This window comes from Paludibaculum fermentans (assembly GCF_051172195.1).
In the GTDB taxonomy this organism is placed as follows: Bacteria; Acidobacteriota; Terriglobia; order Bryobacterales; family Bryobacteraceae; genus Paludibaculum; species Paludibaculum fermentans_A.
Window position 1 is genome coordinate 358279 of record NZ_JBPJAQ010000003.1, and the last position, 27000, is coordinate 385278.

Below are 27000 nucleotides of genomic sequence, written 5' to 3' on the forward strand. Positions count from 1 at the left end.
CCGGCAGGCATTGACTCCTGTTATTTTGCCTCGGACGGCGGCGGCAGAGCGGCGGTGCGCTGGCTGACGGGGGCCAACGCAGGCAGGCCGTTCTCGGCCGCGTTGAGATAGAACAGGGCGATGGCGCTGACGTCCTGGCGCTGGTACATATTCACCCAACTGTCGGCGGGCGCCGGATCGGTGGCGAGCATGTAGCCCTCGGGCTTGTCCATCAGGGGGACGAGTTCGCCGCCCACGTCGATGCTTACGGGGCGAATGGCCGCGCCGCGTTCGAGCAGTTTGACCACGTTAGCCTTGGTGTCGCCGCCCATCTGCTGGAGGGTGACGCGCAGCCCGGAATGGAAGTAGACCGGATCGGGCACATGGTAGCGGTAGAAGGCATACTGTCGCGTCTCCTTGTCACCGACGGTGCTGCCCATGAAGCGGGTCTGGTAGAGCCCCTGGCCCCAGCCTGTCCCGATGTAGTCCTCTGTGCCGGTGCCGGCGATGGTGGGCTGGGCCGTATCGCCATCCAGGAACATCTTGACTTCGCCCTCGCCCCACCAGCCGGTGAGATCGGGTGCGGCGATGACGCCGACATGCGCGCCGAGGAAGCGGCCTTCGCCCTTCACCTGCGGCAGGATTTCGAAGTCGCGGCCGAGTTGGGTGGGCTGTTCGCGGCGCCAGATGGCGTGGAAGTAGAGGACCTCGGGATCGGGCTTCGCTGTGGCCAGGATGTCGACGTCGTAAAAGAGGTGCTTCACGAGGTGACCCGATTCGTTGGTAAGCGTAATGCGGGCCCCTGTGCGGAACGGCATGGGGATGTAACAGTTGAACGAGCGGCCCTCGGGGTTGACGAAGAACTCGTTTTCGAGCTTGACGGCGCGTCCATGGATGGCTCCGAAGAAGTCGCCGAAGGGCACCGAGACGGCTGGGGTTTTGGCGCCATCCCAGTACATTTCGAGCTTCAGCGCACGTAGGGTGGCGGGGTCGCGATCGGAGATGGTGATCCAGATGCGGCGGACACTGCCGCTGCCCTGGACATCGAGCAGGGTCTTGGTTTCTCCGGCGGCCAGCGGCTGGAAGGGACGGCCCTTGGCGCCTTTGTTCTCGGTGGCGGCCTGTCCCTTGGCGGCCCTGGGATTTTCAAACGTCGCCCAGCGGGTCTGAGAGGCGGGCTGCCTGCGATAGAGTTCCTGGGCCTGGCTGGTGAACGACAGGGCGAGCAGTACGGCAGCGAGGGTCTTCATGCGAACGCAAGTGTACCACCGCCCTTTTTATTGCGGTCTCTCAGGCGGTAGCAAAGACGGAGTAGCGGGTGGTGCGGCGGAAGCCGAGGCGGCGGTAGAGGTCGAGTCCGGCGGGGGAAGACTGCAGCACCAGCGGGCCGCGGACACCGCGCTGCCGCATATCGGCGACGGCGTGGCGCATGACGGCTTCACCCATGCCGCGGCCGCGCCAGGAAGGCAGGGTGGCGACCGAGTAGATGCCCAGCGCTCCGGCGGCTTCAATGACGGCGGTGCTGGTGACGGCATAACCGTCGAAATAGCCGAGCCAGATCTCCAGCGGCGCGTGCCAGGGCTCGCCCGATTCGTAGATGCGCTGGGAGATCGCGGTGGGGATGTGGAAGCACTGTGAGACGACGCGCGAGAAGTCCGAGCGGGTGGTGCGGTCGTCCACCTTGCGGTACTCCAACGGGGGCAGTTCGCGGCGTGGCGCGGGCATCTCCTCGGTCTCCATGCCCGGCGATTCGGCGATACAGATGAGACCGGCGTTCTCGAAGATTTTCAGGACGCGGCGGGCTGTGCGGGCGCCGAGGAAGTCTTCGCAAACCCAGAACGACCACTGGCGCTGCCTGGCGGCGTAGTGGGCCTCGGCTACGCGGATGCGGCGCTCCATCTCACCTTCCAGGTCAGAGACGGGATCGGTGAGCAACGCAATGTTGAAGACGGAATAAGTGACGGGTGAGGTGATGAGTTTCACGCCGCCGCGCATCTCCGCGGGGCCGTAGAAGGAGAGAGAGGCGGACAGGTTGCCCGCATTGCGTTCCCAGCCTCTCATACCCCCAACCTCATAGAAGACTCATCGGGTCGACATCCACCACCAGGGCCGTGGCCGGCCACTTGTCGTCCAGGGCGTGCTGGCGCAGCCGTTTCAGCAGTTCATTCAGTTTGGGGCGCGAGATGGCTTTGATCAAGGTCTGGTAGCGGAATTCGTTTTTGAGGCGCGGGACGGGCGCTTCGGCTGGTCCCAGGACCTTGATCCCCTCTTCCGGCGTGCCGAGGAGGATGGCGATCTGGCCGCTCATTCGTAGGGCGTCCTCCTGCTTTTCCGCGCGCACGACGATGTTGGCCATGGCGCAGAAGGGCGGGTAGCGCATGAGGCGGCGGAACTGCAGCTCTTTCTCGTAGAACTTGCCGAAGTCCTGTTCGGCGGCGCAGCGGATGGCGTAGTGATCCGGATTGATGGTCTGGATGAGGACGGTGCCGGGCAGCGAGTGGCGGCCGGCGCGGCCGGCGACCTGGGTGAGCAGTTGGAAGGCCCGCTCAGCGGAGCGGAAGTCGGGCATGGCCAGGCCGATATCGCCGGACACCACGCCCACCAGCGTGACGTTCGGGATGTCGTGACCCTTGGCAATCATTTGTGTCCCGACGAGGATATCGTAATTGCCCTCCCGAAATCCGCCGAGAATCTGCTCATACCGATTTTTTCCGGTGACGGTGTCGCGATCGAGGCGGGCGATGCGGGCGCGCGGCAGATGGCGATGCAGTTCGTCCTCGACTTTCTCACTGCCGCTGCCGAGGAAGTAGATGTGCTCGCTGCCGCAATGCGGACAGACCTGCGGCACGCGCTGGGCGAAGTTGCAATAGTGGCACAGCAGGCGGTTGTCGCGGCGATGGAAGGTGAGGGCGACGGCGCAGTTGACGCACTGGACGCGTTCGCCGCACGAGCGGCAGGCGACCGAAGCGGAGAAGCCGCGGCGGTTCATCAGCAGCACTGTCTGCTCGCCGCTCTCGATCTTGGCGCCGATGGCCTCGATCAGTTTGCGGGAGAAGAGGCCGTTCTGGCGGGTCTCCAGGAACTCCTCGCGCATATCGATGAGTTCGACCGAGGGCATGGGGCGGTCGCCGACACGGACGGGCAGTTCCAGCAGGCGGCTCTTGCCGCGTTCGACGTTGTAGCGGCTTTCCAGGCTGGGCGTAGCGGAGCCGAGCACCACCACCGCCTTGGCCTCGCGGGCGCGGACGATGGCGACATCGCGGCCGTTGTAGCGCGGCGTCTCCTCCTGCTTGTAGCTCTGGTCGTGTTCCTCGTCGACGATGATCAGGCCCAGGTTGGCGACCGGGGCGAAGACCGCGGAACGCGTGCCGACCCCGACCTTGGCCAGGCCGCTGCGCAGGCGGCGCCACTGCTCGGCGCGTTCGCTGTCGTTGAAGGCGGAGTGGAGGATGGCGACCTGGTCGCCGAAGCGCGAGTGGAACTGGCCCGCCATGGCGGGGGTGAGGGCGATTTCGGGGACCAGGAGGAGGGCTCCGCGGTCGAGTTGGAGGGCGGCCTCGATGGCGCTGAGATAGACCTCGGTTTTACCGGAGCCGGTGACGCCGCGCAAGAGGAACGTCTGGTAGTGGCGGGCGTCCAGGGCTTTGCGGATCTCGTCGAAGGCGGCCTGCTGTTCGGGGTTCAGGTCGTGGCGGGGCTTCGCCCATGCGGTGTCGGCGGCCAGGGCTTCCGGTTTAAGAATCAGCAGGTTGCGGCGAGCCATGGCGCGCGCGGCCTGGGAAGCGCCCTTGACCAGGAGCTCCAGTTCCTCCAGATTGTGGGTGCCGGGGTGGAGCTCGAGATAGGCGACGAGCTCGCGTTCCTGCTTGGTGAGTTTGACCTCGGCCGGGCGTCCCTGAAACTCGACGCGCAGGCGGGCGGCGGTGGCGCGCATGGGGTCGCGTTCGGCCAGGTTCTGTTCCAGCTCGATAAGCCCTTTCTTCTCCAGGCTTTTCAGTAGCTTTTTGGCGCCGGGGAACTTGCGTTCGAGGGTGGTTTCCGACAGGGCGCGCTGTTCCAGCAGGCGCAGCAGGTCGACGGCGGTGTCATTGCCGGGTTCGCCGATGAGAAGCTGCCGGATGATGGAGTGGCCCTTGTCGGTGAGGGCCCAGACGCGGGTGTGGCGGACTTCGCCGGTGAGCGGAGCCATGCTGCGCAGGACCTCGCCCAGGGGGGCGCAATAGTAGTCGGCCACCCACCGGCCGAGGGCCAGAAGTTTCTCTTCCAGAACGGGTTCCGCGTCGAGCAGGCGCAGGGCTTCCTTGGCGGTGACGGAGGGCGGATCGTTATGGGCGCGCAGGATGACACCGGTGAGCTTGCGGGGTCCGAAGGGCACGATAATGCGGCACCCTGGAGCGACGCGATGGCGCAGGGTTTCTGGCAAACGATAGGTAAAAGGCCGATCGATAGGGACAGGCAGGCTGACGTCGATGTATTCAAAAAAGGTCGGCACGCAGTAACCTTTGACACGGGCAACGGCTCCTTCATTGTTGCAGGAGCTGTTCCATGAAAACTTTCATCACTCTATGTGTGTGTGTTCTGATGCTTGCGGGCATTGCCCTGGCCGGCGCGATTGACGGCAAGTGGGTTTCCGAGACGAAGATGAACCGCAATGGCAACGACATGGTCATTGTGCAGACGTTCGACCTGAAGGCCGACGGCAACACGTTGACGGGTTCGATTACCCGTAAAATGGGCGACCGCGATCCTATGACGTCCGAAATCAAGAACGGCAAGATCGACGGCAACAAGTTTTCCTTCACCGTAGTGACGAGTACGCCGAATGGTGAGATGACCATGGCGTATGAAGGCACGGTGGATGGCGACACGCTGAAGGGTACCTCAGCGCGCGAAGGCGGCCAGGGCCGGCCGTTCGAAGCGAAGAAGAAGTAGTCCGAGCAGCGAAAGTTTAGCAAAGCAGAAGCGGCGCACCGGCCTGAGGGCTGGGGTGCCGCTTTTCTGCGTTAGGGGGGATTCGTAGGCTCCGGTTTATTCCCCGTGGATTTCCCGCACACTCTCTGCCAATTCCCGTGGGTTTACCGTCGCCGTGCCCAATTTCCCGACGGCGACTCCACTGGCGTGGTTGGCCAGTTCGGCGGCTTCCGCGGGCGAGGCTCCGGCGGCGAGGCCCAGGGTGAAGACGGCGATGGCGGTGTCTCCGGCTCCGGAGACGTCGAAGACCTCGCGGGCCCGGGTGGGAGTGTGATAGACCGCTTCGCCCTGATGGAAGAGCAGCATGCCCTGCTCGCCCATGGTGAGCAGGACCATCTCTGTCCCCCAGCGCCGCAGCAGTTCCGTGCCGGCCGCCTCCGGCTCCGCTTCGTCTCCTAATCCCGACGCCGCGCGGGCCTCCTTCAGGTTCGGCTTCACGGCTGTAACGCCCTGCCAGGACAGCGGGTTCTTCGGACTGGGATCGACAGTGATGATTTTGCCCTTGGCCAGACGGCACAGGCCCTGGGCGACCTCGGGCGTGAGGAAGCCCTTGGCATAGTCGGAGAGCAGCAGGGCGTCGCAGCGGCTGAGGGCGTCTTCCAGGCGGGCGAGCAGGTCTCGGGCCTGGCGTTCGTCGGGCTTGAGGCGCGATTCACGGTCGATGCGCACCACCTGCTGATGGCGGGCGACGACGCGTGTTTTGACGATGGTGCGGCGGTTCGGGTCTTCCAGGATGCAGGTGGAGTCGATGCCGGCGTCGCGCAGCAAGCCGGTGAGGCGTTCGCCTGCCGGATCGGCTCCGGTGAGTCCGGCGACGCTGACGCCCGGGGTGAACTCGCGCAGGTTGCGGGCGACGTTGGCGGCTCCGCCGGCGTAAAAGGACTCGCCGGTGACCTCGACGACGGGCACGGGGGCCTCGGGCGAGATGCGGGCGACATTGCCCCAGACGAACTCATCCAGCATCAGGTCCCCGGCGACCAGGACCCGGAGATCCGCGAAACGGCGGATCAATTCATTAGCGCGGCGGGCGTTCAACATCCAGAATCAGTATCCTATGCAGGCAGATTCCAGTATCCTATGCAGGCAGAATCCAGTATGCTCTGCAGGCGGTGCACACGGGCCTTGCGCGGGCCCTGGTTTAGTGTAAGAATTTACACTGAAAGCCAACATGCGCACCGTGGTCCATTGGGATGGCGACCGGTTCTTCGCCTCCATCGAGCAGGCTGCCGATAAGCGGTTGCGGAGCAGGCCTGTGGCCGTGGGCGGCGCGCGGCGCGGGGTGGTGCTGTCGGCGAGTACGGAGGCCCGGCGGCTGGGGATTCTCCCCGGCTGGCCGATGGCGCGGGCGCGGCGGGCGGTGCCTGCCCTGGTGGTGCTGCCGGCGCATTTCGATCTCTACGAGCGTTTTTTCGACCAGATCCTGGGGCTGTGCCGCGAGACGACTCCGCTGGTGGAGCCGGCTGAGGTGGGCGCGGCGTGGCTGGACCTGACCGGAGCGGAGCGTTGGAACCGGCAGGACGCCGAGCACGTGATTACGAAGCTGCGCGGCACGGTGCACGAGTGGCTGCGGGTGTCGATCTCGGCGGGCATCGCCAGCAACAAGATGGTGGCGCGGATTGCGGCGCGGCTGCGCAAGCCGGGCGCGCAGATGGTGGTGCCACCGGGGACGGAGCGTGTGTTTCTGGCTCCGCTGCCGCTGCGGATTTTGCCGGGGCTGGAGATGGGTTCCCTGGACGCGCTGGAGGTGGCAGGGCTGCGCACCATCGGGCAGTTCGCGGGCGCGCCCATTGATGCGCTGGCGACGGTGCTGGGCCGCGGGGCACTGCCGCTGCTGCGCCGGGCGCAGGGCGTTTCCGAGGAGCCTGTCGGCCGCAAGCGGGTGTCGGAGCCGGGGTGGAGCGAGTTTCTCGAATTTCCGGAAGACGTATGGGAGGAACCGGTGCTGCTGGCGACGTTGCGGCGCATGCTGGAGCGGCTGATGGCGCAGGTGCGCGCGGCTGGTGTGGAGGTGCGGCGGTTGGCGCTGGAAGTGCGGTATACGGATCACGAAGAGTCGCGGAAGAGTCTGGAGCTGGCGGAGCCGACGGCGCTGGAGAGCGAGACGTTCGCGCTGCTGCCGGGGCTGCTGGCAGGGGCGTGGACGCGGCGTGTGCGGCTGCGGGCGCTGACGTTGAAGGCGGGCCGTGTCTACCGGCCTTCGCCGCAGATGGACCTGTTTGCGCCGGATTCCTCGCGGCGCGAGCATGACTTGAAACTGGCTGCAATTGTCGACCGCCTGCGGCGGGAACACGGCGCCTCGATTGTGCGCCGCGGCGACGAACTGCAGTTGAAAACGGCATGACGGCCGAGACGATACCGGGCGCGCGGGTGGGGCATGCGGTGTTCGGGCACGGTACGGTGGTGCGGGCGTGGAACGAGCGGGTGGAGATCCGCTTCGACTCGTTTGGTGCGCTGACGCTGCCGCGGCGGACTCATCCGCTGGTGGTGGTGAGTACGCCGGAACCCGAGGGCGCGCAGGTGGATCAGCGGGTGTTGAACGAGATCCGCGCGGCGGTGCAGGCGGAGCGGCAGGCGGGCGCGCGGCCGGTGGAGTGCGAGGTGGAGGAGGTTTACCGGGACGGTCCTCTCTGGTGCCTGCGCGTGGTGTCGGACGAACTGGATGTATCGCTGGAAGGCGCGCGGGCGTGGTGGCCGGATCCGGGCAAGGGCGCGGCGGAGATTGTGTCCATTCTGCCGGAGGAGGGCGTGCTGTGGCTGCGCGGACCCAGTGCGGCGGTGCCGTGCGCGGGCCGCAAGATCTATCTGTATCCGCCGGAGTTCCTGCAAAAGCTGGCCGATTTGTGGCAGGACAAGAACTGGTCGGCGCAGGCGCTGGAGTGGTATGAGGCGATGCGCGCGGGCACGAATCCGGCCGGCGGCGAAGGGTTGGAAGATGCCGCGTATCCCTGGCTGAGGCAGGCGCAGCGGCGGGCATTTGCTTTGCCGCGGTGGCGGTTTTCGCTGCTGCACGGACCGCCGGGCACGGGCAAGACCACGACGCTGGGTGCGCTGCTGGCGCAGTTCCTCATCCAGCGGCCCGAAGGGCGTGTGCTGCTGGTGGCGAATACCAACGCCGCGGTGGATCTGGCGCTGCTGGCCGTGGATCAGCAGTTGGAACAGCGCTGCGAGCGTCCGGTGTGCCAGCGCATTGGGACGAATTTCGACACGGCGCAGTATGTGACGCGGCCGCACCTGCTGCCGGCGCACAGCCTGCACCTGCTGGACTCGCTGTCGAAGCTGGAGGCGCAGTCGGCCGATCCCGCGGACGGGCCGACGTATGCGACCTGGAAAGACGCGGTGGGCAAGGTGCGGTCGAAGTTGCGGGCGCGGATCCTGGCGGCGTTGAAACGGGCGCGGCTGGCGGCGATGACGACGGCGCGGGCGCTGATGGGCGTACAGGATTTGAAGGACACGGGCGCGTACGACCTGATCGTCTTTGACGAAGCGAGCCAGGTGAGTCTGGCGCACGCGCTGGCGCTGCTGCCGCTGGCGCGGAGGGCGCTGTTTGCCGGGGATCCCAGGCAGTTGGCTCCGGTGGTGAAGGCGTCGGCGTCGAATGGACCGGCGGTGCGGTGGCTGGGGCGGACGGCGTTCGACCTGGTGGAGCAGGGCGAGGCGACGGAGTTCCTGGACGAGCAGTCGCGCATGGCGGAGCCCATCTGCCGGCTGGTGAGCGAGGCCTTCTATGAGGGACGGCTGCGAGTGGCGGGCGATGCGCTGGCCAGTCCGCAGTGGCATGCGGAGCGGGCGGGACACGAGCTGCGGGTGACGCCGGTGCGGAGCCAGGCGCTGTGGTCGCCTCTGTATCAGGGGCTGGTGCGGGAAGAGTCCGCGCGGGCGATTGCGGAGTTGGTGCCGCAGTTGCTGCTCGACACGCGGCCGTCGCAGATCGCGGTGGTGACGCCGTATCGCGCGCAGCGGGCGCTGATCGAACAACTGTTGAGGAAACAGGGCTGCGGCGGTGTCCTGGTCACGACGGCGCACGCGGTGCAGGGCAGCGAACGTCACACCATCCTGTTCGATCCCGTGGACGCGGCGGGCCGCTTTTTGAGCCGCGAGGATCTGGGTCCGCGGCTGATCAATGTGGCCTTGAGCCGGGCGCAGGCGCGGTTGCTGCTGTTCCTGTCGGCCTCGGACTGGAAGAATCCGGCGCTGGCCGGAGCGCAGGGCTATCTGGCGGCCCAGTAGGCGCGGTGGCCCAGGTAGTCGGGATCCGGCAGATTGCCCAGGATCACGCGGCGCAGTTCCAGGATGTCCACCTCGCCCTGCTTCTGGTAGAGCACTTTGCCGCCGGGCGCCAGCAGGACGGTGTAGGGGACGCCGGCCTCCCATTTGGCATCGAAGGCGGCCTGCATGGCGTAGGTGTCTTCCGAGGCGAACTGCAGGTTGGTGTTGGAGGCGTGCTGCTTTTCCAGCGCCTTGATGACGCCGGCGCGCTCGTCGGGCAGGTTGGTGGCGACGGTGACGAGGTTGAAGTCGCGGCCGCGGTACATGCGGAAGGTGGTTTCCAGGGCGGGGAATTCGCTGATGCAGGGTCCGCACCAGGTGGCCCAGAAGTTGACCAGCACCACCTTGTCCGTCGCGTTGGCGCGCAATTTCTTGAGATCGTCGATAGTCGCGGCGGTGACGGTGACGGGCTCCGCTTCGATCTTCTTCATCTCCTCCACCTGGCTGGCATGCTTGGAGCGCCACTTGGTGGAACAGCCGAAGACCGGCGTGTGCGGCACGGCCACGGGCTTGCCGGCGAGCATGGCGTCGAGGGCGTTGCGCAGATCCTGGATCTTCACCAGCGATTCCCTCTGGCTGTTGTCGATGCGGCCCTCATAGCGCAGCTTGCGTTCGGCATCGAAGACGAAGACATGCGGGGTGGCCTTGGGTCCGTAGGCTTCGGCGACGGCCTGCGTCTCGCCGTCGTTGAGGTAAGGGAAGTTGAACTGGCGGTGGGCGGCGCGGATCTTCATGTCTTCGAAGGTGTCGCCGACATCGGTGTAGCCCAATTCGTTCAGGCGCACGGCATCGGCGGCGTTGGGTTGGATGGCGACGAACGTGACACCCTTGCCGGAGTAGTCGCCGACCAGCTTCTTAATGCGGCCTTCGTAGAGCTGCGCCGTGGGGCAGTGGTTGCAGGTGAAGACGATGGCCAGGATCGGGCTGGACGAGTATTCGCTGAGCTGGTGCGTCTGGCCGTCGATGCCGGGCAGGGAGAAGTTGGGCGCTGGAGAACCGATAGCCAGCGTGCGGTGAGTGTCTTCCTCGCCGTGGGCCAAAGCGGCCGCGGCCAGGCTCAGGAGGACGAAGGCGGAGCATCTCGACATGGGCTCATCTCCTCTGGTAATGGGTACAGCCTATCGCGGATCGGGCCGTCAGTTGAAGGATAATCGTCACCATGATTCTTGCACTCCTTTTGCTGTGGAGCCAGGCCGCCACGGCGCCGCCCGGCGTGGTGATCGATCACCATCCCGGGAAGACGCAGCAGTACATCGGATCGCCGTCCATCGCGATTGTGCCTGGCGGGGCGTATGTGGCCTCGCACGACTTCTTCGGCAAGGGGTCGACGCAATCGACGTCGGCCGTTTCGCGCGTGTTCCGCTCCACCGATCGGGGCAAGACGTGGACAAAGACCGCCGAGTTTTCCGATCAGTTCTGGTCGAACCTGTTCATGCACCGCGGGCAGCTTTACCTGATGGGGACGACGTATGAGTATGGACGGATCGTGATCCGAAAGTCGGCGGATGGGGGTGTGACGTGGAGCGCTCCGTCGTTCCTCACGGGAGATACGGGCTACCACACGGCTCCGGTGCCGATGGCGGAAAAGGGCGGCCGGCTGTGGCGCGGCTTCGAGTTTCATCCGCAGGGCAAGTGGGGCTTCTTCGAGGCGTTCCTGATCTCGGCGCCGCTGAAGTCGGACCTGATGGATCCCAAGAGCTGGACGAAGACGGAGCGTATGCGGTACCCGAAGGAACTGGCCGGGGAAGGGGATCACTGGCTGGAAGGCAATGCCATCGTCGATCGTAAGGGCGAGATGCTGGATATCCTGCGCGTCGCCAATCTCGAGAAGGCCGCGATCGTCAAGCTGAAGGGTGGAAAGTTCGAGTTTGAAGGACTGGTGCCGTTCCCGGGCGGCGCGAAGAAGTTCACGATTCGCTGGGACAAGAAGAGCAAGCGCTACTGGACTCTGTCGAACCCGGCGCTGGAGAAGTACGAACGGTCGGCCAAGGATCCGGCGTCGGTGCGGAATACGCTGGCGTTGCTGTCGTCACCGGACCTGCGGCACTGGACGCTGGAACGGATTGTGCTGTCGCACCCGGATGTGGAGAAGCACGCGTTCCAGTATGTCGACTGGCAATTCGATGGCGAGGATCTCATCGTGGCGTCGCGCACGGCGTTCGACGACGAAGAGGGCGGAGCGCCGCGCGGGCACGACGCGAACTTCCTGACCTTTCACCGCGTGGAGAAGTTCCGGGTCAATCAGAAGTGAGCCGGGCGGTGGAGTTCGTACAAATCAATGCGTCGACGAAGCAGGACCGGCATGTGGTGACCGGCCAGGTGAAGGACGCGATTGTTGCCGCCGGCGGCTGGGTGACTGGCTTTCAGCAGTTCTCGAATGTTTCGGTGTGCATCCAGTTCGAGATGGCGGCGTCGTGCATGGCCCTGCTGTTTGAGCGGCTGGAGGGACTGGGCCTGCAGCTCTCTGAAGCGTCGCGGCGGCTGGCCGGCGAACTGGCAGCGAAGCCAGATGCCGAGTTGATGGGTACGTTCCAGCTCACCTTCTTTCATTCGGATCCGGACGAGCGCATGGTGATCCCGGCCGTGCCGGGCTGAGCTCATCAGTCGATCTCGTGATAAATCGTGCCGGACTCGGCGGAGACCACTCCGAGGTGGAAGCGGATGGATTCCCCCAGCGCCTGGAGTGAAAGGCGCGTCACGGCCCAGGCGCCGGCGGCCACAATGGCGGTTACGCCCAGGACGGTCAGCCGCGAGCGGAAGATCACGAAGTATTGAAGGGCGACGATGGCGGCCATGGCGAGGCCGCCGCCCAGCATCAGCGGCATCATGAACGGGCTTCGCGTGGTTTCGGGTTGTTTGCTGAACGGCAGGCCTTCGATGAGGCGCAACTCCAGGCCCAGATAGAACGATGCCATCGCCATGCTGAAGGCGGCAAACAACAGCGCGTCGACCACTCCCCAATACCAGGAGGTCACCAGCAGCAGGAGTACGTGCGGCGCGAGGATGATGCGCGTCCACAAGGCAGCATGGGTCCCATTGGCGATGCCCTGCAAACTGCCGGAAGGGGCTAGCAGGAAGATCCACGTGCCTTTGTGATCGGTGCCGTAGACCAGCAGCGTGCTGATGAAGAACAGCAGGGCTCCCGTAATGTGCGGTACCAGGTGGATGGGCGTAAATCCGATCGAGAACACGCTCGAATAGGAGACGCGGCGCATCTCGATAAAAGGAATGATCAGCATGGGCAGCATGGGTAGCAACTGGCGGCGGAACTGCCAGTCGCGCCACATCATGGCCGAGACGTAATGGAAGCCGGCCCGCGCGGGAGGGCCGCCGCGCAGCCGGGCCACCAGACCGCCGAGCCGCGAGCGCCTGCTGCCGCGGATGCGAGTGCTGCGTCCCTGTACCATGCTGGAAACGCGAATCAGGAAGTCGCCGGAGAGGGCGCGGATTCCGGAGATGCCGACGGCCAACGCGACGATGACGAAGCCAGCAATGAGCGCGTTGCGCCAGGTGGGATCCTGCGGCAGTGCGATCCGGAAGGGCAGGCGGGTGAATAGGCGCGGCACGAACTGTGCCAGAGAGAGGAAGACCAGGGGAACCGCCTCCACCGCCTGACCCCACGATTTCACCCGGGACGGAGGGGCGATGCGCAGCAGCCAGCCGAAGATCGAACAGCAGAGCAGGGCGATGAAGAGACCGACGGCCATCGCGCCGGCCAAGTGCAGCAGTGGGTAGTAGAGCGGACAGCCGGGCAGAACCAGGGCTGCCAGGGCCGGAACCACGTTCAGGCCGGGTGCCAGGTAGAGCACGATGCGTAGCAGGTGCGTGAGTTTGGCCGCCGTATACGTCGCGCCGTCCACCGGTTGGTGGGCGAGGATCAGCGCTTCCGTCGGATTCACCAGGCTGTTGCTGGTCTCAGTCAACAGAATGGTAAACAGCAGGAAGCCGGTCATGAAAAGGAACACGCCCGCGTAGCCCGGCAGAGTCGGCTGCGCCATCAGCATGAGCACGCTCAGGAACGCAGCCATAACCGCGTAGAGCAACGTGGCGGCCTTGAGCGTGAAGCCATCGCGGCCCAACTGGCCCAGCATCTCGCGCCGTTCACTGATCTTGCCGAACAGGCCGAGCAGCAGCCCGTAACGAACCGGGTCGATGCCGCACAGGCGCAGGAGAGGGTCAAGGGCGTTCATGGCCTGAGCGCGTCGACGATGCGCGCGACACCGGGGTCTGTATCGGCTGAGTGGGTCAGTTGCCGGAAGACGTGCTCCAGCGTTGCCTGGCTGGTGGACTCTCGCAGGGCTTCCGGTGTGTCGTTCGCAATGAGATGGCCCTGGTGGATGATCATCACGCGATCACAGATCTTTTCCACGACGTCGAGGACGTGCGAGCTGTAGAGGACGGTCTTGCCGGCCGCGGCCAGCGCCGCCAGCAGGTCCTTGATGAGAATGGCGGCATTGACGTCCAGTCCGGAGAGCGGTTCGTCCAGCAGCAGCAGGTCGGGATTGTGGAGCAGGGCAGCCGCGATCAGAATCTTCTGCCGCATACCTTTGGAGTACGAGTTCAGCCGGTCGCCGGCTTCGGCAGACAGGGAGAATGTCTCGAGAATCGCGGAGATCCTCGACTGCAGCAGCGGCTCCTCCACGCCATGCAGGCGGCCTGAGAGTTCCAGGAACTCCTGGCCCGTGAGCGATTCGAACAGCATGGCGGATTCCGGCACATAGCCGATGCGCTGCTTCACGTCGATTGCGCGCTCGGGCAGGGGCAGCCCGTCGACCCGGATCGCGCCCATGCCCGCGGTAAGAATGCCCGCGATCAGCTTGATGCAGGTGCTTTTGCCCGCTCCATTGGGTCCCAGCATGCCCATGATCGAACCATGGCCCACGCTAAACGAGATCCCGTGCAGCACCTCGGCCCGGCCGTAGCCAAAGCGGACATCATCGAATACGACGATCGGATCCTGCAATTGCTCTCTCCTGGCGGGCATTATAGTCACAAATGCCCGGCGAATTACTCGTGCCGGCTCCAGCGTGTCGCTGTGGTAGGGTTCCGGTGAGAGGTGTCACCATGTTCCGTGCGGTTGCCGGGTTGATTTTGCTGGCGGGGCTCAACGCAAAGGCGGCTGACTATGCCGTGGGGGCCGACCTGTCTTTCCTGAAGCAGGCCGAGGATCGGGGCACTCAGTTCAAGGAGAATGGCGAAGCCAAGCCGGGACTCCAGATCTTCAAGGATCACGGCTATAACTGGATCCGGCTGCGGCTGTTCCACACGCCTACGGAGCTGCCGAACAATCTCGAGTACACCATCGCCATGGCGAAGGCGGCCAAGGCGTTGGGCTACAAGTTCCTGCTGGACTACCACTACTCCGACACGTGGGCCGACCCTGGCAAGCAGTTCCTCCCCAAGGCCTGGGAGGAGCTCACTCACGAACAACTCGTGCAGGCGGTTTTTGAGTACACCCGCGATACCATGCGCGCGTTCGGGGAAGCCGGGGTCCTGCCGGACATGGTCCAGGTGGGCAATGAGGTCTCAAACGGCATGCTGTGGCCGGATGGCAAACTGCCGGACAATTGGGATCAGTTCGCGGATCTGGTGCGCGCCGGGATCAACGGCGTGGACGCCGGGCGTGGCAATGGAGCGCGCCCGCGCATTATGATCCACATCGACAAGGGCGGAGACTGGCAGGCGACCAGGGAGTTCTTCGACGAATTTCACCGCTATGAAATCGGGTACGACGTCATCGGGCAGTCATACTACCCTTGGTGGCACGGGTCCTTGCTGGATTTGAAGGAAACACTTGACTTCATGGCGAATAAGTATCGAAAAGACATCATCCTGGTGGAAGTCGCCTACAACTGCCGCCCCGGCGAGTATGTGAAGAAACCCGGACCGTTCCCGGAGACCTCCGAGGGGCAGGCCGCTTTCCTGGAAGAGGTCCAGCGGTTGGTGGTGGCCACCCCTCACGGCCTGGGCAAAGGCATCTTCTGGTGGGAGCCGGCGGTGACCGGCGGCCTGGAGCGCCGCGGCTTCTTCGACCAGCAGTACAACGTCCTGCCCGTCATCGGTGTCTTCGACCGCTGGGTGCGCCACTAGTGGCAGCGCCGCCCGTGCGCAATGAACCCATGCGGATACAGCACATGAAAGCCCTGCCAATTCAGACGTCTCAGTGTGATAACCTGAGAAGGAATTTGAGCGCCAGCGATGCCGGCACGCGTCAGTGAGGCGTTCGTCCTCCGCACCTACCCTTTTCAGGAAGGGGACCTGATTGTCAGTTTCGACACTCGCGATCAGGGGAAGTTGCGGGGCGTCGCCAAACGGGCTCGAAAGCCGAAAGGTCCCTTCGGATCTTCGTTGGAACGACTCTCGCAGGTGAGGATTTCCTATTACCAGCGGGAGGGTGCCGAGTTGGTCCGGATTGACTCCGTGGAACTGATACAGACGCAGTTCGGTCTGTCCAGTTCATACGAGGCCGGCGTGGCGCTCGACTATTTCGCGGAGGTGTGCGACCACTTGCTACCGCCCTCGGAACCCAACGAGCGGTTCTACCGGCTGATTGGCGCCGTGCTGGCCGAATTGCGCGCGGCGGCGCCCGATCAGAGGCCGGCGGCGGTGTGGCGCACCATCATGTATTTCACGTTCTGGGCTGTGCGCTTGTCGGGCTTCCTACCCGAACTCCGGGTCAGTGCCGCCAGCCGTGAACTGGCTCAGGCCATTTCCGCCCACCCTGTGGCGAACCTGGCCGCCATCGATTGGACCAAGGAGACGGCGGCCGACCTGCGCCGCTTCTTATACCGCGAGATCGAATCGCATATCGAGCGCAAGCTCCTCACCGTCCCCCTTATGGAGGCTCTCTAAGTTCCCCGCATGGATTCCTATCAGGAGACAATCTTCAAGCTGAAGCGCTTCTGGGCGAAGCACGGCTGTGTCATCCAGGAACCCTATGACATCGAGGTCGGTGCCGGCACCATGTGCCCCGAGACCTTCCTCCGTGTTCTGGGCCCGAAACCCTATAGCGTCGCCTATGTGCAGCCGTCCCGCCGCCCGGCGGATGGCCGCTATGGCGAAAACCCGAACCGGCTCTACAAGCACTCGCAACTGCAGGTGATCCTGAAGCCGGCCCCGGCCAATGTCCTCGACCTCTATCTGGAATCGCTGGAAGCCATCGGCATCAAGCTCGACCAGCACGACCTGAAGTTCGAGGAAGATAACTGGGAATCACCCACCCTCGGTGCCTGGGGCATCGGCTGGCAGGTGATGATGGACGGCCAGGAAATCACCCAGTTCACCTACTTCCAGCAGTGTGGCGGCGTGGACCTCGATCTGGTGCCCGCCGAACTCACCTACGGCCTGGAACGGTTGATCGGGTTCCTGCAGGATCGCAAGTCGGTCTACGACATCGAGTGGGTGGCCGGTACGACCTATCGCGACGTCCGGTTCCGCGATGAACAGCAATTCTCGGTCTACAACTTCGAGAAGGCCGACGTCGGCATGCTCTGGAAGCTCTTCGACTTGCACGAGGCGGAATCGCAGCGGCTCATCGACGAGTTCCGCGGCCTGGATTCTGAGAAAGACGCCTATGAGAAGAAGCGCTTCCCACTGCTCAGCGCCTACGACCACGTGCTGAACTGCTCGCATACCTTCAACCTGCTGGACGCCCGCGGCGCCATTTCGGTGACCGAACGTGTCGGCGTCATCGCCAGGGTCCGCAAATTGGCGGTCGGCGTGGCTACCTCCTGGGTAGATCAGCAGAACCTTCTGAACGCCGTCGAGGTGGCCCAATGAGCGAAGTGAAGCCATTCCTCCTCGAACTCGGTGTGGAAGAGATTCCGCATTGGATGATCGTGCCCGCGCTGGGCGACATGGAACGCCTGTTCCTTGATCTGTGCCAGTCGCATCAACTGGTGCCCGGCGACCTCAAGTTCGACGGCACCCCCCGGCGCCTGGTCCTGCGTGCGGCCGGACTGCCCGAGCGGCAGGCCGATCGGGTGGAACTCGTCATGGGACCGCCCAAGTCCGCCGGCCCCGGCGCCGCGATGGGCTTCGCCAAAAAGAACGGTGTCACGGTGGAGGAGCTTTCCACCGAAGTGACGCCCAAGGGCGAGTATTTCGCGCTCAGCCGCAAGATCGAGGGCCGCGAGGTCCGGCAGATCCTGGCGGAAGCGCTGCCCGCACTGATCTCGAAGATCCCGTGGCCCAAGGCCATGTACTGGACCGGCAAGGGCGGCACGACCTTCATCCGGCCCATCCGCTGGATCGTCGCCATGCTCGGCGACTCCGTCGTAGAGTTCGAACTGGCCGGTGTCCAATCGGGTACCCTGTCGCGCGGCCATCGCCGCATGGGCGCGGACGAGATCGCCTTCGATCACACCAATTACGAAGAACGCCTGGAGAAGAACGGCGTCATCCTTTCCGCCGCGAAACGCCGCAAGCGGATCCAGGATGGCATTAAGAAGCTGCTCAAGGGCAAGGGCCTCGAGCTGATCGCCGACGATTCCCTGTTGGACGACCTGGTCTACCTCACCGAGTATCCGACCCCGATCCTGGGCTCCTTCAACCCCGAGTTTCTGGCCCTGCCGCAGGAAGTCCTCTCCACCGTGATGCGCCACCATCAGCGCTACTTCACGATGCGCGACGGCGAGGGCAAAATGGCTCCGCACTTCCTGGCCATCATGAACATGAAGGCCGACAAGAAGGGCTACGTCGTCAAGGGCAACGAGCGCGTGCTGGAAGCCCGCTTCAACGACGCCCGCTTCTTCTGGGACCAGGATCAAAGCAAGAAACTGGCCGATCGCGTGGAGGATCTGGCCAACGTCACCTTCCAGGCCAAGCTTGGTTCCTACAAGGACAAGCGCCTGGGCGTCGAAGCCGGAGTCTGCCGCATCGCCGCGGCCCTGAATCTCGATAGCCGCCTGGCGCGCCGTGCCGCCGAACTCTGCAAGACCGACCTCATGACGGAGATGGTCAAGGAATTGACCGAACTCCAGGGTGTGATGGGCGGCCTGTATGCCAAGGCGCAGGGTGAGCCCGGCGAAGTCTGGAAGGCCATCTACGAGCACTACGAGCCGGCGAGCATGGAGTCCGAAGTGCCGTCGAGCGATTATGGCAAGATCCTCTCCATCGCCGACAAGCTCGATTCGCTGGAAGGGTGTTTCGCGCTGGGCATGATCCCCAGCGGTTCGAAGGATCCGTTGGGATTGCGCCGCGCGGCTCAGGGCATCGTGAAGACGATTGTCGAAGGCCGGCTGCGGCTGAACCTCAAAAAGATCGTGAATGAGGGCGCGGAAGAGACCAACCGGACCTTCCTGCGGATCCGTTCCGACTACAAAGAGGATCGTGCGGCCGACGGCGAGCTGAAGCTGGCCAAGCAGATCTGGGAGTTTCTGCTCGACCGGGTGCGCTACTACTTCCGCGAAGTACGGCACTACGCCTACGACGAGCTCTCCGCCGTGCTGGCGGCCGGTCCCGTTGACCTGGTCGACATCGAATCACGGCTATATGCGTTGAAGCTGGTCCGCCAGACCGAGGAGTTCGAACCCCTGGCCGCGGCATTCAAGCGCATGCGCAACATTCTCAAACAGGCCGGCTGGCAGGGCGGCACCGTGAACCCGGCGCTGCTCGAAGAGGGCGCGGAACGCGAACTTTTCGACGAGACCAGCCGCGTACTGGCCAAGGTGGCCGTCTACCGCCGGTCGGAAGACTACATGGCCTCGCTCAATGTGATCTCCACCCTCAAGCCGGCAGTGGATCACTTCTTTGACAAAATTCTGGTGAACGCGCCCGACCCGGCCGTTCGCGACAACCGGCTCGCCCTGTTGGGCGGGCTCTACAACGAAGTTTCCTCGATCGCCGATTTTTCGGAGATCGTGACCTCATCAACGACCGAATGAACTCATTATTCTGCTGAGAAATTCAGGAGCACGATAGCGCTATGAGCAAATACGTTTATTCCTTCGGCGGCGGGACCGCTGAGGGTGACGGCACGATGAAAGACTCGCTCGGCGGCAAAGGCGCAGGCCTTGCCTCCATGTGCCGGGCGGGCGTGCCGGTGCCCGGTGGTTTCACCATCATCACCGACGTGTGTAACGTCTTCTTCGACAACGACAAGAAGGTGCCGAAGGAAGTCGACGAGCAGATCTGGAAAGCTCTGGATCAGCTGGAAGCCCTGATGGGCAAGAAGCTGGGCGATGCGGCGGATCCGCTGCTGTTGAGCGTGCGCTCCGGCGCGAAGTTCTCCATGCCCGGCATGATGAACACGATTCTCAACCTCGGCCTGAACGACAAGACCACCAAGGGCCTGTCCGACAAGACCGGCAATCCGCGCTTCGCGTACGATTGCTATCGCCGTTTCATCCAGATGTTCGGCGAAGTGGCCTTCAACGTCGAGATGGAGCACTTCGATCATGCTTTCGATACCCTCAAGGCAAAGAAGAAGTACAAACTCGACACCGAGATGACCGCCGACGACCTCAAGGTCATCGTCGAAGAGTTCAAGAAGATCTTCAAGAAGCACGCCAAGCGCGACTTCCCGCAGGATGCCCGCGAGCAACTGCTGCTCTCCCGCAACGCGGTGTTTATGTCCTGGTGGGCGCCCAAGGCGTCCTACTACCGCAAGATGGAGAAGATCTCCGATCGTCTCGGCACCGCCTGCAACATCCAGGCCATGGTGTTCGGCAATATGGGCGACACCTCCGCCACCGGCGTCGGCTTCACCCGTGACCCCGGTAGCGGCGAGAAGACCTTCTACGGCGAATTCCTCGTCAACGCCCAGGGCGAAGACGTCGTCGCCGGCATCCGCACTCCGTCCCCCATCTCAGAGCTCAAGGACTGGAACGCGGACGTCTACAACCAACTGCGCGACATCACGTCGAAGCTCGAGCTGTCCTACAAGGACATGCAGGACTTTGAATTCACCGTGCAGGAAGGCGTCCTCTGGATGCTGCAGACCCGCAACGGCAAGCGCACCGGCCCGGCCGCTGTGAAGGTTGCCGTCGACATGGTGACCGAAGGCCTCATCGACGAGAAGACCGCCGTCATGCGCGTCGCCCCGGCCCAACTCGACCAGCTGCTGCACCCCGTGTTCGACACCGCTTCCCTGAAGTCCCTCACCAAGCTCGCCACCGGTATCGACGCCTCCCCCGGCGCAGCCGTCGGCCGCCTGGCCTTCACTTCGGAAGACGCTGTTGTGATGTCGGCGAAGTCGCCCGTCATCCTCATCCGCAAAGAGACCACTCCTGACGACATCCACGGCATGGACGCCTCCAAGGGCATCCTCACCGCCGTCGGCGGCAAGAGCTCCCACGCGGCCGTTGTGGCCCGCGGCATGGGTGTTCCCTGCGTCGTCGGCTGCGGCGCCCTCTCGATCAACGAGCGCGGCAAGGTCGCGACCGTGAAGATGGCCGACAAGACTGTCACCATCAAGGAAGGCGACTGGGTATCCATCGATGGCGCCACCGGCGGAGTCTATCTCGGCCAGGCTGCCACCAAGGATCCCGATCCCAATTCGCCCGTCTTCGCCAAGTTCATGAAGATGGCCGACGTGTTCCGCGGCAAGTTCGGTGTTCGTGCAAACGCCGACATCCCCCGCGATGCCAAGGCTGCCCGTGCGTTCGGCGCCGAAGGCATCGGCCTGTGCCGCACCGAGCACATGTTCTTCGCCGAAGACCGTCTGCCGCACGTCCAGGCCATGATCCTCACCGACAACGTGAAGGACCGCACCAAGGCGCTCGCCAAGCTGCTGCCCATGCAGCGCAAGGACTTCGCCGGCCTGTTCGAAGCCATGAACGGCTTCCCGGTCGTCATCCGCACCCTGGATCCCCCGCTGCACGAGTTCGTCCCCAAGCGCGAAGAGCTGATGGTCGACCTTGCCAAGCTGCCCACCGCCGACATCAAGACCAAGAAGGAAATGCTGTCGCGCTACAAGAACTTCGCGCCCGACGTGAAGTCGCTCAAGACCGTGCTGCCCCAGTTGCTGCACCGCGTCGAACAGCTGCATGAGTTCAACCCCATGCTCGGCCACCGCGGCTGCCGTCTCGGCATCACCTATCCCGAGATCACTGAAATGCAGGCGCGCGCCATCTTCGAGGCCGTTGTTCAGGTTGCGAAGAAGGGCAAGACGGTCATTCCCGAAGTCATGATTCCGCTCATCGGCGGCGTCGAGGAACTCGAGAACCAGAAGAAGATCGTCAAGGCCATTGCCGAGGAAGTTCTGGGCAAGGCCGGCCTCAAGAAGCAGAAGTACATGATCGGCACCATGATCGAGATCCCGCGTGCCGCTCTCACCGCCGATCGCGTGGCCACCGAAGCCGAGTTCTTCTCGTTCGGTACCAACGACCTGACGCAGACCACAATGGGCCTCTCCCGCGACGACTATACGAAGTTCTCGAAGGAGTACGAAGAGAAGAAGATCTTCAAGAACGACCCGTTCGGCGTCATCGATCGCGAAGGTGTCGGCAAGCTGATCAAGATGGCTGTCGACCTCGGCCGTTCCACCAATCCGGAACTGGAAATCGGAATCTGCGGCGAGCACGGCGGTGACCCGAGCTCCGTCGAGTTCTGCTACCAGGTCGGCATGGACTACGTGTCCTGCTCCCCCTACCGCGTGCCGATCGCCCGTCTCGCGGCTGCCCAGGCGGCCATCGCGAAGAGCGAAGGTTCCGCGGAAGCCAACCGCACCGCGTAGTTCGAATCGTAGTCAAAGAAAGGGCCGCGTTCCCCGCTGGGGGGCCGCGGCCCTTCTTCTTTTGGGACTATCCCAGCAAAGCCGCGGACGGGTGAACCGCCGGCACGTAACCCGCCTCGAAACACGCCACCATCGACCGCGGCGTCAAAACCTCCACCACCTCTCCCGCCGTCCTCTCAAAGCACCGGACATAACCCGCCGGCGACCACTCCAACAGGGATGCCCCCTTCACGAGAAACAGCCCGCCCTCGCGCCGCACGAACGTTCCATCCGGCAGGTGCTCCAGCGCCTCCCGGTAAGTGACCTTCGCGCCTCGGTCGCCCACCCGCTCCCCATGCAGCACCCGGTCGATCGCATCCACATACAGCTTCTCCCCCGCTACCCGACCCGGCCACACGCCCAGGAATCGTAGGAAATCGGCCCGCCGGCATTCCGCACACGGCCGGTGTCCCGCCGCGAACGCGGTTGCTTCGTCCAGGAAGAACAGTTCCGTGTACAACCGCGGCGTCATCACCACCCGCCGCCGGTCTTTGAACTGCAGCACGCAGGTGATCCATTGCCGGCTTTTGAAGGGCCGCACGATCTGCCTTTGGTCATTGTGGATCGCCCCGCCGCGGTTGCCCATCAGCGTGCCCCGGGCTTCGGTCGCGATCAGCAATCCTTCGGGCGTCACACGATTCTGTAGCGGCATGCGTGGCTCCTCCTCAACGAGTGCTCGCCATCGCCCGGCCCGCCGACCAGGCGCCGATCTCGGCCAGGATCGCGGCCTCCACGCTCTTCCAGACCACCGGATCGTTGTCCATCTTCCAGTGCGACAAGCCCATCCGGCGGCTGATCCACGGGTAGTCCGACATATCCACCGTCCGAAACAGGTAGGTGAACCGCAAATTCCCGAGGATCGTCGTACGCGCCGGATTCATCGCCTTGATATGACCCTCGCCCTGGATCGGCCCCGGATCGTGCTGGTACAGGTTCAGTGCCCGCGAGACATTGGAGGGGATCCAGTCATCGCCGCGCCCGATGCTGTCCACCTGGATCGTCAATCGCACCGGTATGCCCTGCTGCTTCAACTCCGAAGCCAGCCGCACGCAGGCCGCGCCGCCGTAACTCTGCCCATAGCAGATCAACTCGACACTCTTCTTCTCGGCCGCGTCCAGCTTCCGGTTGCGGTTCTGGTCCAGCGCTTCCAGAATGAACTTCCTGACAGTCTTCCGGTCGTGATTGCCCGCCGTCTCGACATAGACCCCGGGAATCCGCTGTTTCCTCAGGTCCAACGCCACCTTCCGGACACTCCGTTTATCGTTGTCCCAGTGCTCCCAGGCGCCCAGGAACCCCACGATCAACAGGCTGCCCGGCGGCATCGGAGCCGGAGTGCGAATCTCCTTGCGGTCCAGGCGCAGATCCGCCTTCAACACCGTAGCCAGCAACAGCAATAGAGCCCAGCACTTCCGCATCGATCTCAGCCTGCCTGCGCGAAAACCCGCGCCCGATGGAATGACGCACAGGGCCGTCACTCGGGTTCAATTGAATAGTATCCGGCCCTCCACCCGGCCGCGCCAAGTCACTTGGGACCATACAGCGTCAACCGGTGGCCGTCAGGATCCGTAAACGTGGCGGCCCAGGAGCCGGGGAATGCCTCCCGCGGCTCCTGGACGAACTGGCAGCCACGCTCGCGTAGTGCCGCAAACGACTCACTCACGCTGGATACGGCGAAAACGAGTTCCATGGCGCCCGCCCTGGGCTGGACCGCCCTGCCCAGCGGAGCACTCAAGGCCAGCGTCACCGGCCCGGCCGTAAAGAAGGCGAACTCTTCCGAGGAGTTCCGCAACGGCAGCGAAATCACGTCACGGTAAAACTTGACTGACCGCACCAGATTGTCGACTCCAAACATCACCAGGGAAGCCGTCGAGGGTAGATGCTCATTCTGCGCCATGCCGCGTCCTTTCGAACTCTCAAGGGGAGCTTGCGCCGCCACGCCAAAGGCGAGTAGCAGCAACAGCGAGGCAGCTCTTTTCATGAGGTCCACGATAACCGGGGCAAGGTGGAAAGACTGTGCCGATGTTGCGAATTTCAGGCTCGGCGCACCGCGGATGGCGTCAGCCCATAGACCCTGCGGAACGCCCGGCTGAAGGCCGAAGGGTTCTCAAACCCCGATCCCAGCCACGCCTCCGTCACCGGCAGCCCCGCCCGCAATTGAGCGTGGGCGCGGCTCAACCGCAATTCGGTCAGGTAGCAGTGCGGTGTCTGCCCGAATACCTGTGCAAAGGCTCGATGGAAGTGGTACCGCGAAAGGCACGCTGCCCGGGCCACCTCTTCCAGCGAAATCGCGCCACCGGCCTGGCAATGCAGATATTCGCGACCCTTCTCCAGCCGCCGGAACAGCTCTTCCCGGGTTGAGGCTTTCACTGCGGGTACCCGTGCCATGCGGCTTCGGACCTGCTCGTAAAGCAGCAGCAGCCGGTTCGACAGCAGCAGGAACTCCTCTTCGAAGCCGCTGGGGAACAGCGTGCCGGCACTTCGCTCCGCCATTGTTTCGACAGTGCCGGTAATCGATCGGCCTGCATCGCAATGGAGACGGGATGGAAACGGCAGCGCGGGCGCCGTCCGCTGCGGAGCCTCCAGCGAATCCTCGACACGGCCCGTCGCATCCTGGGCCATCTCTTCCACAAAGCCGCCGCGGAAGAATGCGCACGCGGTCTCCACGCGGCGTTCGGAGTCGATATTCATCGAGTACTTCTCCCCGGCGCCCAAAACCAGGAAGGTCGCCGGATCGACCATCAGTTCCTGCCCGCCCACAACCCAGGCAACTGAGCCCTTCAGCACGGTCTTGATCGAAAGGGGGCCGGCGAACTCCTCCACCCGGTGGCGCCGCGCGCTGGCGTGCAGCAGGACATTATCTGTCCCGAATCCGGCGCCATCTGGAAACAGATAGGGCTTCGAGCCGTTTTGCAGGCGGGCGGCCATACAGGGCAGGGTAGCAGGCGGATCAACCGGCGTCCGAAGTCGGGTTCTTCATGCCCAACCATTCAAAGTACAGCTCATTCCGGATCCCTACCCGCGCCAACGCCCGGCCCACGGTCGAATTGACCATGTCATCCAGCGTCTTCGGACGCCCGTAAAACGCCGGCACTGGCGGAAAGATCACGGCTCCGTGCTCGGCCGCTTCGGTCATCAAACGCAGATGCCCCTTGTGCAGCGGCGTCTCCCGCACCATCAGCACCACCGGCCGGCCTTCCTTCAACTGGACGTCCGCGGCCCGTGCCACCAGGTCGGACGAGTAGCAGTTCGCCACCGCCGATAGTGTCTTGATCGAACACGGCGCCACAATCATCCCCAATGTTTCGAACGACCCGCTGGCAATCGATGCGCCAATGTTCCCTGGCGGATGCACCACGCTCGCCAGCGCCTCCACCTCTCGCGGTTGCCAGTCCGTCTCCTGCGCGATGGTCGCACGGCCCGCCGGACTCACCACCAGGTGCGTCTCAATCGACTTGTCCCGGGCGAGCGTCTCGAGCATCCGTATGCCGAAGATGGCTCCAGAGGCTCCGGTGATGGCGACAATCAGGCGTTGTGGCAAGGCAGGAACTCCATCAGAACGTGTGTCTATCAGGGTAGCCAATCGCGGCACGGCGCCGCCGAAACCAACCCAACACCGAAATTGATCCCCTTTTCTCTTCCGCCGCGCGTATTTGTGCAGGAGCCCAGCCCGCCTGGCGCCGCTCGATGCGCCTCCGGCCGGGCTCCTCCAAACGAAAGGCTGGATTCCGTCATGAAACTGGCAGCGCTCTGCCTGGCGCTGGCCCTGGGGGCACTCTGCCCGCAGGCCGGCGCGTCGACTCTCCAACTCACTCAAGGCGGGTGGGACCAGGGCGGTCCCCTCACCATCCTATTCACCGGCGACGACCTCGACCTCAGCGGCGGCATCGACACCGCTGAACTCACTTCGTTCTCAGCGTCGTTTCAGCTCGGCGGGGGCGGCATCGTCACTTGGACCCAGGCCGACCTCGGCACCGACGGCTTCTACTACGCCTCGCCTTCGGAGTACTTCATCAAGGCCGACAGCCCGCTCTATAGCCTGTACGAGATTTCGCTCGCCGGCACCACGTTCGGTGTGATCTCTGACTTGACCAGCGTCCTGGCCATCACCGGCGCTCCCCTGCAGGCAGACGGCTCATCCGCCGTACCGGAGCCCGGCACCGCCCTCATTGTTGGCCTGCCGCTGATCCTCCTCGGACTGCGCCGCCGCAAGCCTCGCAATTACTGCGGGTCGTAGCCCTTCAGCCGCCGCACCCAGATGTTCCGGAACCGCACCGCATTGCCGTGGTTCTGCAACGAAAGCGCCTCCTCTGGGGCATGCGGGGCATAGGTGGCGACCCTCGCATGAATCGCCCGCCCGATGACCTCCTGCCGGTTGTGCATCAGCACGCCGTTGTGGAACAGAGTGATGTAGGCCGGCTTCACCACCTTATCGCCGTCGAACTTGGGCGCCTCGAACACGATGTCATAGACGTTCCATTCCCCGGCTTTGCGCGTGGCGTTCACCATCGGCGGCCATTGGCCGTATATCGAGGCAGCCTGCCCGTCGGCGTAGGTCAGATCCTGGTAGGAGTCCAGCACCTGGATCTCATAGCGGCCCATGATCTCCACCCCGCTGTTGCCCCGGCTCTGGCTGGTGCCCGAAACATCGGCCAGCTCCTGCCATTCAATGTGGTACTGCGCGTCGCCGAACTTCTCCTTCGTCGCGATGCCGCCCTTGCCCGGCGCCACTTCCACATAGCCGTTCTCCACCTTCCACTCCGGCGGACCTTCCTTGCCGCCGCGTAGCTTCGCTACCCAGTGCGACAAATCTTTGCCGTCAAACAGTACAATCGCGTCCGAAGGCGCGCCGCCCGGCTGCGCAGCGGCCGTCACCTTCGGCGGATGCTTGCGCGTATTGTCGTGCACGCGCCACTTTTGCCCCGGAATCAGCGGAGTGTCGTCGTAGCCCAGGTCCCGGTTCTTGTGTGCGGCCTCCTGGCTGAAACAGGCCGTGGCCGTCAATGCGGCGAGCAGGATGAAGTGAAGTGGCTTGGGTCGAGAGAGGATCATGATTAACCTGACCTCGACAT

General features: G+C 64.1%; 24 protein-coding genes. 11 read left to right on the top strand and 13 right to left on the bottom strand.

Annotation, left to right across the window (positions count from 1 at the left end; translation table 11 throughout):
* Positions 1–20: 20 nt before the first annotated feature.
* The 3 genes from ACR9Y2_RS35420 to priA are packed head-to-tail and all read right to left on the bottom strand — an operon-like array spanning position 21 to position 4471.
* On the bottom strand, positions 21–1229 hold the full coding sequence (locus ACR9Y2_RS35420) for a glycoside hydrolase family 172 protein (RefSeq protein ID WP_435046628.1): 1209 nt from the start codon (positions 1227–1229) through the stop codon (positions 21–23).
* Positions 1230–1269: 40 nt separating this feature from the next.
* The gene (locus ACR9Y2_RS35425; RefSeq protein ID WP_435046629.1) at positions 1270–2040 is read right to left on the bottom strand and encodes a GNAT family N-acetyltransferase; all 771 of its coding nucleotides are present in this window, start codon (positions 2038–2040) and stop codon (positions 1270–1272) included.
* Positions 2041–2050: 10 nt separating this feature from the next.
* Entirely contained in the window at positions 2051–4471 is a 2421-nt protein-coding gene (priA, locus tag ACR9Y2_RS35430; protein WP_435046630.1) for a primosomal protein N', read from the bottom strand.
* A gap of 53 nt (positions 4472–4524) precedes the next feature.
* Between priA and ACR9Y2_RS35435 the strand changes: the two genes are divergently transcribed.
* The gene (locus ACR9Y2_RS35435; RefSeq protein WP_435046631.1) at positions 4525–4911 is read left to right on the top strand and encodes a hypothetical protein; all 387 of its coding nucleotides are present in this window, start codon (positions 4525–4527) and stop codon (positions 4909–4911) included.
* A 96-nt stretch (positions 4912–5007) separates the two neighbouring features.
* Here the strand turns inward: ACR9Y2_RS35435 and rfaE1 are convergent, their stop codons facing one another.
* Positions 5008–5988 carry a D-glycero-beta-D-manno-heptose-7-phosphate kinase gene (gene rfaE1 / locus ACR9Y2_RS35440; protein ID WP_435046632.1) on the bottom strand — a complete coding sequence of 327 codons (981 nt, stop codon included), beginning with the start codon at positions 5986–5988 and terminating at the stop codon, positions 5008–5010.
* Between the two features lie 130 nt (positions 5989–6118).
* On the opposite strand from rfaE1, the gene ACR9Y2_RS35445 reads away from it, so the two are divergent.
* The gene (locus ACR9Y2_RS35445; protein ID WP_435046633.1) at positions 6119–7291 is read left to right on the top strand and encodes a DNA polymerase Y family protein; all 1173 of its coding nucleotides are present in this window, start codon (positions 6119–6121) and stop codon (positions 7289–7291) included.
* On the top strand, positions 7288–9177 hold the full coding sequence (locus ACR9Y2_RS35450) for a DEAD/DEAH box helicase (RefSeq protein ID WP_435046634.1): 1890 nt from the start codon (positions 7288–7290) through the stop codon (positions 9175–9177). Before ACR9Y2_RS35445 ends, ACR9Y2_RS35450 begins: the two co-directional genes overlap by 4 nt.
* Here the strand turns inward: ACR9Y2_RS35450 and ACR9Y2_RS35455 are convergent.
* Entirely contained in the window at positions 9159–10304 is a 1146-nt protein-coding gene (locus tag ACR9Y2_RS35455; protein ID WP_435046635.1) for a redoxin domain-containing protein, read from the bottom strand. The two genes, ACR9Y2_RS35450 and ACR9Y2_RS35455, sit on opposite strands and share 19 nt — an antisense overlap.
* A 71-nt stretch (positions 10305–10375) precedes the next feature.
* Between ACR9Y2_RS35455 and ACR9Y2_RS35460 the strand changes: the two genes are divergently transcribed.
* Both ACR9Y2_RS35460 and ACR9Y2_RS35465 read left to right on the top strand, forming a co-directional pair.
* The gene (locus tag ACR9Y2_RS35460) at positions 10376–11467 is read left to right on the top strand and encodes a sialidase family protein (protein WP_435046636.1); all 1092 of its coding nucleotides are present in this window, start codon (positions 10376–10378) and stop codon (positions 11465–11467) included.
* An 8-nt stretch (positions 11468–11475) separates the two neighbouring features.
* Complete coding sequence (locus ACR9Y2_RS35465; RefSeq protein WP_435046637.1) at positions 11476–11811, top strand: hypothetical protein; 336 nt, start codon at positions 11476–11478, stop codon at positions 11809–11811.
* Between the two features lie 5 nt (positions 11812–11816).
* On the opposite strand, the gene ACR9Y2_RS35470 is transcribed toward ACR9Y2_RS35465, so the two are convergent.
* Positions 11817–13406 (bottom strand): hypothetical protein, encoded by a 1590-nt coding sequence (locus ACR9Y2_RS35470; RefSeq protein ID WP_435046638.1) that lies wholly within the window; start codon positions 13404–13406, stop codon positions 11817–11819.
* Complete coding sequence (locus ACR9Y2_RS35475; RefSeq protein ID WP_435046639.1) at positions 13403–14179, bottom strand: ABC transporter ATP-binding protein; 777 nt, start codon at positions 14177–14179, stop codon at positions 13403–13405. The genes ACR9Y2_RS35470 and ACR9Y2_RS35475 overlap by 4 nt, the downstream gene beginning before the upstream one ends.
* A 101-nt stretch (positions 14180–14280) precedes the next feature.
* Between ACR9Y2_RS35475 and ACR9Y2_RS35480 the strand changes: the two genes are divergently transcribed.
* The 5 genes from ACR9Y2_RS35480 (at position 14281) to ppdK (ending at position 21892) form a co-directional block, all read left to right on the top strand.
* The gene (locus tag ACR9Y2_RS35480) at positions 14281–15306 is read left to right on the top strand and encodes a glycoside hydrolase family 53 protein (RefSeq protein WP_435046640.1); all 1026 of its coding nucleotides are present in this window, start codon (positions 14281–14283) and stop codon (positions 15304–15306) included.
* Between the two features lie 108 nt (positions 15307–15414).
* The gene (gene recO, locus ACR9Y2_RS35485) at positions 15415–16068 is read left to right on the top strand and encodes a DNA repair protein RecO (RefSeq protein WP_435046641.1); all 654 of its coding nucleotides are present in this window, start codon (positions 15415–15417) and stop codon (positions 16066–16068) included.
* Positions 16069–16077: 9 nt separating this feature from the next.
* Positions 16078–16995: a glycine--tRNA ligase subunit alpha gene (locus ACR9Y2_RS35490; protein WP_435046642.1), complete on the top strand. Its 918-nt coding sequence runs from the start codon at positions 16078–16080 to the stop codon at positions 16993–16995.
* A complete protein-coding gene (gene glyS, locus ACR9Y2_RS35495; protein ID WP_435046643.1) occupies positions 16992–19100 on the top strand; it encodes a glycine--tRNA ligase subunit beta in 2109 nt (702 codons plus the stop codon). Before ACR9Y2_RS35490 ends, glyS begins: the two co-directional genes overlap by 4 nt.
* Positions 19101–19141: 41 nt before the next feature.
* The gene (gene ppdK / locus ACR9Y2_RS35500) at positions 19142–21892 is read left to right on the top strand and encodes a pyruvate, phosphate dikinase (protein ID WP_435046644.1); all 2751 of its coding nucleotides are present in this window, start codon (positions 19142–19144) and stop codon (positions 21890–21892) included.
* A gap of 67 nt (positions 21893–21959) precedes the next feature.
* Here the strand turns inward: ppdK and ACR9Y2_RS35505 are convergent, their stop codons facing one another.
* The 5 genes from ACR9Y2_RS35505 to ACR9Y2_RS35525 form a co-directional block, all read right to left on the bottom strand.
* Positions 21960–22583 (bottom strand): hypothetical protein, encoded by a 624-nt coding sequence (locus tag ACR9Y2_RS35505; protein ID WP_435046645.1) that lies wholly within the window; start codon positions 22581–22583, stop codon positions 21960–21962.
* A 13-nt stretch (positions 22584–22596) separates the two neighbouring features.
* A complete protein-coding gene (locus tag ACR9Y2_RS35510; RefSeq protein ID WP_435046646.1) occupies positions 22597–23346 on the bottom strand; it encodes a hypothetical protein in 750 nt (249 codons plus the stop codon).
* Positions 23347–23453: 107 nt separating this feature from the next.
* Entirely contained in the window at positions 23454–23909 is a 456-nt protein-coding gene (locus ACR9Y2_RS35515; protein ID WP_435046647.1) for a VOC family protein, read from the bottom strand.
* A gap of 53 nt (positions 23910–23962) precedes the next feature.
* Positions 23963–24856 carry a helix-turn-helix transcriptional regulator gene (locus tag ACR9Y2_RS35520; protein WP_435046648.1) on the bottom strand — a complete coding sequence of 298 codons (894 nt, stop codon included), beginning with the start codon at positions 24854–24856 and terminating at the stop codon, positions 23963–23965.
* A 22-nt stretch (positions 24857–24878) separates the two neighbouring features.
* Positions 24879–25469: a UbiX family flavin prenyltransferase gene (locus ACR9Y2_RS35525; protein WP_435046649.1), complete on the bottom strand. Its 591-nt coding sequence runs from the start codon at positions 25467–25469 to the stop codon at positions 24879–24881.
* A gap of 192 nt (positions 25470–25661) precedes the next feature.
* On the opposite strand from ACR9Y2_RS35525, the gene ACR9Y2_RS35530 reads away from it, so the two are divergent.
* Positions 25662–26165, top strand: a complete 504-nt coding sequence (locus ACR9Y2_RS35530; RefSeq protein ID WP_435046650.1) for a hypothetical protein — start codon at positions 25662–25664, stop codon at positions 26163–26165.
* On the opposite strand, the gene ACR9Y2_RS35535 is transcribed toward ACR9Y2_RS35530, so the two are convergent.
* Positions 26150–26980: a 3-keto-disaccharide hydrolase gene (locus tag ACR9Y2_RS35535; protein ID WP_435046651.1), complete on the bottom strand. Its 831-nt coding sequence runs from the start codon at positions 26978–26980 to the stop codon at positions 26150–26152. The two genes, ACR9Y2_RS35530 and ACR9Y2_RS35535, sit on opposite strands and share 16 nt — an antisense overlap.
* Between the last annotated feature and the right edge of the window lie 20 nt (positions 26981–27000).